Source organism: Microbacterium deminutum, assembly GCF_039530205.1.
Classification (GTDB): domain Bacteria; phylum Actinomycetota; class Actinomycetes; order Actinomycetales; family Microbacteriaceae; genus Microbacterium; species Microbacterium deminutum.
Map to the genome: position 1 here is coordinate 1 of NZ_BAAAOG010000010.1, position 10,755 is coordinate 10,755.

A 10,755-nucleotide genomic window follows, 5' to 3' on the forward strand; every position below is an offset into this window, starting at 1 on the left:
CCCACCACATCGACCCCGACAAAACCTACTGGCGCAACCAACAACGAGAGCCCGGCCGATGGCCGGGCTCTCGTTGAATGTCACCTATGTCGCGACTCAGATGACTCCTATGTCGCGACTCATCACAACGCGGAGGATAGGGGATTCGAACCCCTGAGGGCTTTCACCCAACACGCTTTCCAAGCGTGCGCCATAGGCCACTAGGCGAATCCTCCTGGGGCCCCGGAGGGCCACAGACATCCTACCGTGCGAGTGAAGGGCGATCTGACGCCCCGGCTTCACCCCGCCCGCGACTTCGGCGCGCCCGCGGCGTACATGCTTCCCGGGCGTACGATCAGCGAACGCGGCGCAAGGAGTGCCAGCAGCCGGCGCGAGGCGGGGGCGTTGCGCAGGAGCGAGGCACGTACGGCGAGCGCGGCATCCGTCACCTCGTCGGACTCGAGGAAGCCGCTCGCTCGTCTCGGCGCGTAGCTGGCGGTCTCGATGGCGACCAGGAGCGTGTTCACCTCGGCGGGCGGCACGCCGTACTCGCCGACGAGCCGGTACGCGAAGCCGCGTGGAGTCTCGCTGGCGGCGACCGGAATCGCGAGGTCGATCGCGGCATCCTGCACGATCGTCCAGGCCGAGGCGGTGTCGCCTGCCCGCGCGGCTGCGGCCAGCTGCCGATTGCGGACGTTCCGGGCGACGGCGGGCAGTGCGAGCAGCAGCAGGATGCCGAACACGATGCTCAGGCTCGGCCATGGGTTGGTGCTGCCGGTCTGCGTTCCGGATGCCTCGTGGTCGCGGACGAGGTTCGGGTCGTTCGGGTTGGCGGCGGCGCTGTCGGTGGGCTGCGGCGTGGCGCCCGGGGTCGCGCCGGGAGTCGGGCCGATGGGATTCGACGAGGCGGGCTGGAACGCGGTCGGCACGCCCAGGCTCACGGTCGGCTCGAACGGCACCCATCCGAGGCCGTCGAAGTAGACCTCGGGCCAGGCGTGAAGAAGCTGGCTGGAGACGGTGTACACCTGCTGATTGTCGACCTTGTCGCCGGTCGCGCTGCCCGGCAGATATCCGACCACGATGCGGGACGGCATCCCGAGCGTCCGTGCCATCAGTGCGAAGGCCGACGCGAAGTGGATGCAGTATCCCTCGCGCTGCTGCAGGAACTTCGCCACGGCCTCGGCGCCGCTGCCATCGAAGCCGTTCTCCACCGGAGCGTTGAGCGAGTACGTGAAGTCACCCCCACGGAACCAGCGCTGCAGTGCGGTCAGCCGGTCGTAGTCGTCGGTGGCGTCGGCCGTCACCTGCTTGGCGAGCTCGCCGATGATCGTGGGCATGTGGTCGGGAAGAGCCGTCGTCTGGTCGAGCGGGTCGGGGGAGCGCGCCTGCAGCGCCCGGATCTGCTGCAGGGTGGGACGAGGCACATCCGTCACGACCTCGTATGTCTGGCCCTGCGTCGACGCGGTCTGCGAGAGGACCGTGCGGTTGTAGGGCACGGCGGTCCATGCTCCATTGAGCCCGGTCACCTCGACCGCGGGATACGCGACCGGCGCCCAGCGGGACCCGAGATTGGTCACCTGGACGGTGGTCTTGTACTCGCTGAGCTGGATGTCCGCAGCGACCGTGACGGGACCGAGTCCCGGCCCGGTGGCGAGCGACACGCTCCGCAGGCGGTCGGGCTCCCAGACGGCGCCGTCGAAGCGGGAGAGCGTGGTGGCGCGCAGGTACGGGGCGCCGGGTGCATCGGTCCACACGCGGAGCACCTCGACGGATGCCGGTCGCCGTAGGTCGTCGCCCAGCTGCAGCGTGGCGTCGATCCCGCTGCCCGGTCCGAAAGCGCTCGTGGCACGCACGCCCGGGGCCGGCAGCAACGGCGTGGCGACGAGCGCGACGATGATCGCGATCGCGCCGATGCCGATGGCGGTGGCCGGCACGCCGACGGTGCGCTCCGCGGCGCGCTCGACCGGCTGCTCCCGCGAGCGCGTCTCTGCGCGCAGCAGTGCGAGCACGGCGACGGCCAGGTACACGAACGCGGGGACGTCGGCTTCGCGAGGGACGGCGATGGCGGGGATGAGCGACACCGCGACGATCCCGATGCAGGCGAGCAGCGGCATCCGCGCCGTCACGATCACGTGATCCACGATGATCGCGAGCAGACCCATCGCCCCGACGATGAGGAATGAGAGCGACTTGGTGCCCTGGAGGGGTGCGGCTCCGAGCGCGATCTCCTGCATCGCGGTCGTGAACAGATCGGGAACCTCCCGGATCGTCTCGGGCGTGGGCACGATCCAGAACAGCGCTGTGCCGTTGAGGAAGATCAAGGTCATGAAGGCCGCCCACACCGCGGCCTCGATGAGGGTGACGGCGACGGCCGGCAGGCGGAAGCGGCGCGCGACGAACCCCGCGGCGAGGACGAGCGCCGCCACCACCACCGATCCCACCAACCATGCGCCGGGGCGCGCGACGCGGACCACGGGAAGGAGCGCTGCGACCAGAGTCGCGAGCACGGCGAGGGTGAGCGCCGTCTCGCCGCCGCGGGCCCGCTTGACCGAGCCGGACTCAGACGAGGGCATGGTTCGTTCCCCGCCCGACGGCCGAGCTCCACGCGACGGCGAGATCCGCGCCCGGATCGATCACGCCGATGTGCCAGCCGGAAAAGGCGGCGCGCTCGAGCGCATCGCCGACGGGAGCCACGGCGAAGACCAGCGGCAGGCTGCTGTGCTGCGCGACGGGCGCGACCGCCTCGGCGTCCGCAAGATCGAAGCGCCCCACGATCAGGATGATCGGCCCGGTGAACACTCCGCCGAACAGGCGCGGCAGGCGCGCGAGGGTGTCGTCGCGGCGCGCGATCAACGTCGCGAACTGGGCGAGCATCACGTCCACCTCGGTCATGTCGCCGCCGTCGATCCGCTCGACGAGGACGGTGCCGTCGGTGTCGAGCACGTCCACGGCGTATCCGTCGTGGACGAGTCGTGCGACGACAGAGACGCACGCGACGACCGCGGCCTCGAAGCCCGGGTCCTCGCCGGGCGCCGACATCGCCTCGGCGCCCCATCGCAGTGCGCTGCGATCGATCACCACGCTCGCCTCGGGCGTCGACTCCTGCTCCTCTTGGCGCACCATCAGGGCGTCCCGATGCGCGGTGGCGCGCCAGTGGATGCGCCGCATGGAGTCGCCGGGCACATACGGTCGCGCGACGAGGTTGTCGGCACCCTGGCCGAGCTGGTGGGTCGTGGTGTGCAGCGTTCCGCCCGCGGCGCCGGCGTAGTCGATGAGCGGGGGCAGGTCGACCATGGCCGGAGCCACCGTGACCGCGGTCCTCTGACCGAACACGTTGCTGCGGCGTGCGAGCCCGAAGGGGTCGGTCGAGCGGACCGACAGCGGGCCCAAGTAGTGGACGCCGCGCTTCTCGCCTCGGACGGGGTACGAGAGCTCCACGACCCGCTCATTGCCCCGCAGACCCGACCCGAGCGCCGGGAAGATGCCCTCGGCGCTGCCCGAGAGGCCCTTCGGGATCGTGTCGATCCACCATCCCGGTGCGGTCGGCACCGCCGTGCGCACGCCGACCCGCACGTTCACGAGCGTCTCGCGCCCGACCGATGCGACATCCGGGATCAGCGCCCGCGCGACGACATCCGAGCGGCGTGCGAAGTACAGGGACCCGATGCTCGCCCCGAGAACGGCGAGCAGCAGGATCCCGAAGTAGATCAGCTCCTCCACGGCCGTCTCACCGGCGACGACGAAGCAGGCGAGGGACAGGATGAGAGCGCCCGTGCCACGCACGGTCAGCGGCCACAGGCGTCTCATGGCGTGCTCAATGCCGTGGCGCGATCGGCACGCGGACGCTTGCCGCGATGCGCTGCAGGATCGAGGTGATCGCGTCGGTCGTGCCGCGAGCGCGGGCCCCTCCGGCGGAGCGGGTCGGGATGAGGCGGTGGGTGAACACCGGTGCGAGCAGCGCGGCGATGTCGTCGGGGATGACGAAGCCCCGGCCGTCCAGCGCCGCCCACACCTTCGCGGCACGGACGAGCTGCAGGGTGGCGCGGGGGCTCGCTCCCAGCCGCAGGTCCGAGTGCGTGCGCGTGGCGTGCGAGAGGGCGACGGCGTAATCCTCGATCGGAGGCGCGACGTGAACCGCACGGGCCCACGCGATCAGGTCGGTCACCTGCGCGGAGGTGACCACGGCGCTCAGGTCCTCGAGCGGGTTGGCGGAATCGCGCTGACGCAGCATGAGCGCCTCGGAGCGACTGTCGGGATACCCCATCGAGATGCGCATCATGAATCGATCGCGCTGCGCCTCGGGCAGCGCGTACGTGCCCTCCATCTCGAGCGGATTCTGGGTCGCGACGACGAGGAACGGCCCTGGCAGCGGATGGGTGAACCCGTCGACGGTCACCTGTCCCTCTTCCATCGCCTCGAGCAGCGCCGACTGGGTCTTCGGCGACGACCGGTTGATCTCGTCGGCGATAACGATGTTCGCGAAGATCGCGCCCGGCTTGAATTCGAACTCGCGGTCCACCGGGTTGAACACGCTCACGCCGGTGACATCGCCGGGGAGCAGGTCGGGCGTGAACTGGATCCGGCGGACGGTGGCGTCGACGGATGCCGCGAGCGCGCGCGCGAGCATGGTCTTGCCGACCCCGGGCACATCCTCGATGAGCAGATGCCCTTCGGCGAGCAGGCACAGCAGGGCGCTGCGCACGGCTTCGGGCTTTCCGTCGATGACACGCCCCACGGAGGCGAGGATGCTGTCGGTCAGGCGGGCGAAGCGCTCCGCGGTCATGGGACCCGCCGGAGCGGGCCCGGCATCCGTCATCGCGGTATCGACCACTGCGACCTCCTCAGACCGCCCATCGGGCCGGTCAGCCGGCGAGCAGGGGCTGCGCCGCCCCCACTCGTCGATCGTAACAATGCGAACGGGTGCTCGGGCCTGGAGATCGCTGACCATCCTCGAGGGCGATGCGCCCTGCTCCGGCGTGGCGGAACGAGCGGATCGGGAGGCCATGTGCATCATTTGCCATGAGCGAAGACGCCCGACGGCCACGCTGGGCGCTGATCGTGTTGCTCGCGGGGGTCGGACTGGTCGTGGTGATCGCGCTGATCGCGGTGTTCGCACACGGTGCACCGGCACAGTTCGCCGCTGACACGCCGGAGGGCGTGGTGCAGCGGTACTCGCAGGCCGTGGTCGCCGGCGACGTGGACACCGCCCTCACCTACGTGGTGCCCGACGTGGCCGGCTCGTGCGAGCAGACCGGCACCAGTGGCGACATCCGTGTCACGCTCGTCAAGACGGTGGAGCACGACACCACGGCCAACGTGGACGTCCAGGTCGTCACGGTCTCGGGCTCCGGGCCGCTCGGTACGAACGAATACGCGAGCGACGAGGTCTTCCGCCTCGTGAAGCACGGGGACACGTGGCTCGTCGAGTCGGCCCCGTGGCAGCTCGCAGTGTGTTACGGGCTGCAATGACCGCCGACTCCACACGACGGGCGGGCGGCGCGGGCACCGTCGTGCGCCGCATCATCCTGTTCACGATCCTGTACGCGCTGGTGGTCGTCGCGGCGATCGGTCTCAGCGGACTGATCGAGCGCGCCATCGGGACGGATCGCACCATCGCCGGCGACGACGCCGGGCTCGCTCGCTCGCTCGCCTTCACCCTGATCGGCGTTCCCCTGGCCGCCGGGCTGTGGTGGTGGCAGCGGCGCCGGCTCGCCGATCCCGCCGAACGGGCGTCGCTCGTCTGGGCGCTGTACGTGACCGCCATGAGCCTGACATCGCTCATCGTCGCCACGGTGTCGCTGGCGTCCGCCGCCGGCGCCGGCATCGACGGCGAATGGCGCCCCGGCGAGCTCTCCGCGGCGATCGTGTGGAGCGGGATCTGGCTGTGGCATCGGCAGATGCGACGCAGCCCCGCCACCGCGCCCGCCCGGCTGGTCGCTCTGCCGGTCGAGCTCGCAGCGTTCTACGGGCTGGTGATCGGGGCCGTGGGGGCCGTGGATGCCCTCGCGTCGCTCATCTCCGAGGCACTGTCCGACGTCACGGTGCTGCTGATGGCGTCCCAGCATTGGGCGGTGCCGGTGCTGCAGGCGCTGGTCTGGTTCGCGATCGGGGCACTCGTCTGGTGGTGGCACTGGTTCCGCGAGCGCGCTCGCGATGCGCCCGGCAAATTCGCGGCCGTGCTGATCGTCATCGTGGTGGGCCTCGCGGCAGCGACCACGCTCTTGTCGGTCGGCACCCTGCTCTATGTGGTGCTGCGACTCCTGTTCGACTCCGCACCCGTCGCAGAGGTGCTGGCTCCGCTGGACACCTCATGTGCCGCCGCCCTGGTCGGCGCGATCGTGTGGGTCTATCACGCTGAGGTGATCGCGCGCCGGCCGGAGACGACGCGCAGCGCCGGTCGGCTCGTGGTCTCGGGCGTCGCGCTGATCGGCGCAGCCAGCGGATTCGGGGTCGTCGTGAACGCGCTCCTCGCGACGCTCGGCCCGACGCTCGTCGACGAGAATCCCCGGGCCCTGCTGCTCGGCGGCATCAGCGCGCTGGTCGTCGGCGGTCCGGCCTGGTGGCTGGCCTGGCGGCCCGATCGCGCCGCGACGGATGCCGCAGACCCGGCCAGGCGCGTGTACCTCGTCGCCGTGTTCGGTGCGAGCGCGATCGTCGCCCTGGTGACGCTGCTCATCATCGGGTACCGCGTATTCGAGTTCGCGCTCGGCGTGGCAGGCGGCGGCGGCCTGCTGGAGCACATCCGCGCGCCGCTCGGCCTGCTCAGCGCGACGGCGATCGTCTTCGGCTATCACTTCACGATCTGGCGTCACGATCGTGCGCGCGCACCGAGGACCGCGCGGAGGGAGATCGGGCGGGTCATCCTGGTCACCGCGGGTGACGCCGCACCGCAGGCGGCGGCGATCCGGGCCGCGACCGGGGCATCCGTCACCGTCTGGTCCGCCGCGGATGCCGAGGCGCTTCTGGCTGAGCGCGACATCCCCGCCCTCCTCGAGTCGCTCCACGCCCTCTCGGCGGCTCGCGTGCTGGTCGTCGCCGAGCCCGGCGGGGGAGCGCGAGTGACCCCTCTCGCCGACTGACGCGTGGGCAGGTGCACCGTGCGCTGCGGGTTAGAATGGTGTCAGCTCTCCGCGAGGCGGCATCCAGGCCAACTCCCCCAGGACGGAAACGTAGCAAGGGTAACCAGGCTCTGCCGGGTTCGCGGAGAGTCTTTCTTTTCCCCGGCGATCACCCTCCGCCCGTAGTCTGAACTCGTGGCGCAGAGCATCTTCATCACGTCGGCAGAAGGTCACTCGGGCAAGTCGACGGTCGCCCTGGGCGTCCTGGATGCGCTGAGTCGCGCAACCCCCCGGGTCGGAGTGTTCCGCGCGATCGCGCGCTCGACCGTCGAGCAGGACTACGTGCTCGAGATGCTGCTGGCGCACGACGGCGTCGACCTCCCGTACGACGAGTGCATCGGCGTCACCTACGACGACGTGCGCGATGATCCGGATGCCGCCCTCTCGACGATCGTCCAGCGCTACAAGGCGGTCGAGGCGCAGTGCGACGCGGTCGTCATCCTCGGCAGCGACTACACGGATGTCGGCAGCCCTGCCGAGCTCGCCTACAACGCCCGGATCGCGGCGAACCTCGGTGCGCCGGTCCTGCTCGTGCTCGGCGGCCGCGCGGCCCAGGGCCAGCCCGAGCAGCTCGGCGCGACGATCCCCCGCACGCCCGCGGAGATGGGACAGATCGCGTCGCTGGCGCTCGCGGAGCTGGAACACGGACGCGCCGGGCTGCTGGCGGTGGTCGCCAACCGGGCCGATCCGGACCAGCTCGACGCGATCGCCGAATCACTGCGGGCGGTGGTCTCGGCATCCCACCTCGCCGACTCAGCCGGGGCAGGCGGATCGGTGCCGGTGTGGGCGCTCCCCGAGGATCGCTTCCTCGTGGCACCGTCGGTGCGGGGCGTCCTGCGGTCGGTCGAGGGACGCCTCGTCAAGGGCGACCCGGAGCTGATGACCCGCGAGGTGCTCGGAGTGGTCGTCGCCGGGATGTCGATGGTCAACGTGCTGCCGCGCCTCACCGAGAGCGCGATCGTCGTGATCCCGGCGGACCGCACCGAGGTGCTCCTCGCGACGCTGCTGGCCAACACCTCGGGGACGTTCCCGTCGCTGGCCGGCATCGTGCTGAACGGACCGTTCCCCCTTCCCGACGAGATCGACCGGCTGATCGACGGCCTCGGGTCGGCGCTTCCGATCATCGCGACGGATCTGGGCACCTACGAGACCACGGTGCGGGTCATGAACACCCGCGGTCGCCTGGCCGCCGATTCGCAGCGGCGGTACGACACCGCGCTGGCGAACTTCGAGCGCTTCATCGACACGCAGGAGCTCACGCGCCTGCTCGGCGTCGCGCGGTCGACGGTCGTCACTCCCCTCATGTTCGAGTACGAGCTCATGGACCGCGCGCGCTCCGGCCTACGCCGGATCGTGCTGCCCGAGGGCGACGACGATCGGGTGCTGCGCGCAGCGGGGACCGTGCTCAAGCGCGGCATCGCGGACCTCGTGATCCTGGGCGAGCCGTTCGAGGTGCGCGCACGGGCGATCGAGCTCGGCGTCGACATCCAGTCCGCCGAGGTCCTCTCGACCTTCGACCCGGTGCACGTGCAGAAGTTCGCGGAGGAGTACGCGCGCCTGCGGGCCCACAAGGGCGTGACCTACGAGAAGGCCGCCGACACCGTCACCGACGGCTCGTACTTCGGCACCCTCATGGTGCACCTGGGACTCGCGGACGGGATGGTGTCGGGCGCGGCCCACACCACCGCGCACACGATCCGTCCGGCGTTCGAGATCATCAAGACCAAGCCCGGTGTCTCGGTGGTGTCGTCGGTGTTCCTGATGGCGCTCGCCGATCGGGTGCTCGTGTACGGCGACTGCGCCGTCATCCCCGACCCCACCGCCGAGCAGCTCGCCGACATCGCCGTCTCGTCAGCCGCCACTGCGTCGCAGTTCGGCATCGAGCCGCGCGTGGCCATGCTGTCGTACTCGACGGGGGAGTCGGGGTCGGGCGCCGAGGTGGAGAAGGTGCGCACCGCGACGGCGCTCGTCCGCGAACGCGCCCCCGAACTGCTCGTCGAGGGGCCGATCCAGTACGACGCCGCAGCGGATGCCGCCGTCGCCGCTGCCAAGATGCCGGGATCGACGGTGGCCGGCCGTGCGACGGTGTTCATCTTCCCCGACCTCAACACCGGCAACAACACCTACAAGGCCGTGCAGCGGTCGGCCGGCGCGGTGGCGATCGGCCCGGTCCTGCAGGGCCTCAACAAGCCCATCAACGACCTCTCGCGCGGGGCCCTCGTGGACGACATCGTCAACACCATCGCGATCACGGCGATCCAAGCGCAGGGGCAGCCCCGCGCATGAGCACGCGGCACGCACCCAGCGCGCGCAAGCGCGCCGATCGCCCGAAGGGGGCGAACAAGTGAGCATCGTCCTGGTCGTCAACAGCGGTTCGTCCTCGTTCAAATATCAGCTGATCGACATGGATGCCGAAGCCGTCCTGGCATCGGGCCTCGTGGAGCGAATCGGCGAGCAGGCGGGTTCGTCCAAGCACACCGTCTTCGCCCCCCCGCCATCGCCGGGCGCGGGGATCGCGACCTACCTGGACGCCACCTACTCCCGCGAGCTGCCGATCCCCGACCACACCGCCGGGTTCGCCGTGATGATCGAGGCGTTCGCCCAGCACGGGCCCTCGCTCGAGGACCGGCCGCCCGTCGCCGTCGGGCATCGCGTCGTGCACGGCGGGGCGCGTTTCTTCGAGCCGACGCTCATCACGCCTCGCGTGGAGGTCGACATCGACGAGCTGTCCGTACTCGCCCCGCTTCACAACCCCGCGAACCTGCAGGGGATCATCGCCGCGAAGCACGCCTTCCCCGACGTCCCCCACGTCGCGGTGTTCGACACCGCATTCCACCAGACGCTCCCACCCGCGGCGTACACCTACGCCATCGACGCAGCGCTGGCGGAATCCCATCGCATCCGCCGGTACGGATTCCACGGAACGTCGCACAAGTTCGTGAGCGAGGCGGCCGCGGCGTTTCTCGGCCGCCCGCTCGCCGAGCTGAAGCAGATCGTCTTCCACCTGGGCAACGGCGCGTCGGTCACGGCGATCGACCGCGGGCGCTCGGTGGAGACGTCGATGGGCCTCACACCGCTCGAGGGGCTCGTGATGGGCACCCGGTCGGGCGATATCGATCCGGCCGCGCTGCTGCACCTCGCGCGCCGCGCGGGCATGTCGGTCGACGACCTCGACGACCTGCTCAACAAGCGCAGCGGCCTGATCGGACTCGCCGGAGTGTCGGACATGCGCGACCTCCGCGCCGGAGTGGAGCGGGGGGATGCCGGTGCGACTCTCGCCTTCGACGTCTACGTGCACCGGCTCCGGGCGTATGCCGGTGCCTACCTCGCGCAGCTCGGCGGAGTCGATGTGATCTCGTTCACGGCCGGGGTGGGCGAGAACGCACCCGCTGTCCGGGCGGGCGCCCTCGAGACGCTCGGCTTCGCCGGCGTGCAGATCGACCCGGAACGCAACCTCGCCAGGGGGCGCGGCATCCGGATCATCTCGACGGATGCCTCGCGCGTCGCCGTGCTCGTCGTCCCCACGAACGAGGAGCTCGAGATCGCCCGTCAGACCCTCAGCGCCGCGGGCTGAGTGTGTGGTTCACGACATCCGCGCACACTACGCTTGCAGAACGGCGCGACGAAGAGCCGCACTCCGTCAATCCGCACCTCTCTG

The 10,755-nt window shown here is 70.5% G+C and carries 7 protein-coding genes, 1 tRNA gene and 1 other RNA gene; 5 read left to right on the forward strand and 4 right to left on the reverse strand.

All coding sequences use genetic code 11. The annotated features are described in order from the left end of the window. Nucleotides 1–130: 130 nt before the first annotated feature. The 4 genes from ABD212_RS16970 to ABD212_RS16985 form a co-directional block, all read right to left on the reverse strand. A tRNA-Ser gene (locus ABD212_RS16970) sits at nucleotides 131–215 on the reverse strand. Between the two features lie 63 nt (nucleotides 216–278). After that, on the reverse strand, nucleotides 279–2,552 hold the full coding sequence (locus ABD212_RS16975) for a transglutaminase TgpA family protein (protein ID WP_344096918.1): 2,274 nt from the start codon (nucleotides 2,550–2,552) through the stop codon (nucleotides 279–281). Further along, nucleotides 2,539–3,786, reverse strand: a complete 1,248-nt coding sequence (locus ABD212_RS16980) for a DUF58 domain-containing protein (protein ID WP_344096920.1) — start codon at nucleotides 3,784–3,786, stop codon at nucleotides 2,539–2,541. The genes ABD212_RS16975 and ABD212_RS16980 overlap by 14 nt, the downstream gene beginning before the upstream one ends. A gap of 7 nt (nucleotides 3,787–3,793) precedes the next feature. Next, nucleotides 3,794–4,795: an AAA family ATPase gene (locus ABD212_RS16985; RefSeq protein ID WP_425561293.1), complete on the reverse strand. Its 1,002-nt coding sequence runs from the start codon at nucleotides 4,793–4,795 to the stop codon at nucleotides 3,794–3,796. A gap of 203 nt (nucleotides 4,796–4,998) precedes the next feature. On the opposite strand from ABD212_RS16985, the gene ABD212_RS16990 reads away from it, so the two are divergent. The 5 genes from ABD212_RS16990 (at nucleotide 4,999) to ABD212_RS17010 (ending at nucleotide 10,671) form a co-directional block, all read left to right on the forward strand. Continuing rightward, complete coding sequence (locus ABD212_RS16990; protein WP_344096922.1) at nucleotides 4,999–5,448, forward strand: hypothetical protein; 450 nt, start codon at nucleotides 4,999–5,001, stop codon at nucleotides 5,446–5,448. Next, nucleotides 5,445–7,058: a DUF5671 domain-containing protein gene (locus tag ABD212_RS16995; RefSeq protein WP_344096924.1), complete on the forward strand. Its 1,614-nt coding sequence runs from the start codon at nucleotides 5,445–5,447 to the stop codon at nucleotides 7,056–7,058. The genes ABD212_RS16990 and ABD212_RS16995 overlap by 4 nt, the downstream gene beginning before the upstream one ends. 40 nt (nucleotides 7,059–7,098) lie before the next feature. Beyond that, nucleotides 7,099–7,195, forward strand: an RNA gene (gene ffs, locus ABD212_RS17000) — signal recognition particle sRNA small type. A 37-nt stretch (nucleotides 7,196–7,232) separates the two neighbouring features. Then, nucleotides 7,233–9,383 (forward strand): phosphate acetyltransferase, encoded by a 2,151-nt coding sequence (gene pta, locus ABD212_RS17005; RefSeq protein WP_344096927.1) that lies wholly within the window; start codon nucleotides 7,233–7,235, stop codon nucleotides 9,381–9,383. A 58-nt stretch (nucleotides 9,384–9,441) separates the two neighbouring features. Next, nucleotides 9,442–10,671 (forward strand): acetate/propionate family kinase, encoded by a 1,230-nt coding sequence (locus tag ABD212_RS17010; RefSeq protein ID WP_344096930.1) that lies wholly within the window; start codon nucleotides 9,442–9,444, stop codon nucleotides 10,669–10,671. Nucleotides 10,672–10,755: the final 84 nt, after the last annotated feature.

Excerpts from the sequence above, each read along its gene's own strand:
- ABD212_RS16975 (WP_344096918.1), bottom strand. The coding sequence starts at position 2,552 with ATGCCCTCGTCTGAGTCCGGCTCGGTCAAGCGGGCCCGCGGCGGCGAG.
- ABD212_RS16980 (WP_344096920.1), bottom strand. The coding sequence starts at position 3,786 with ATGAGACGCCTGTGGCCGCTGACCGTGCGTGGCACGGGCGCTCTCATC.
- ABD212_RS16985 (WP_425561293.1), bottom strand. The coding sequence starts at position 4,795 with ATGACGGATGCCGGGCCCGCTCCGGCGGGTCCCATGACCGCGGAGCGC.
- ABD212_RS16990 (WP_344096922.1), top strand. The coding sequence starts at position 4,999 with ATGAGCGAAGACGCCCGACGGCCACGCTGGGCGCTGATCGTGTTGCTC.
- ABD212_RS16995 (WP_344096924.1), top strand. The coding sequence starts at position 5,445 with ATGACCGCCGACTCCACACGACGGGCGGGCGGCGCGGGCACCGTCGTG.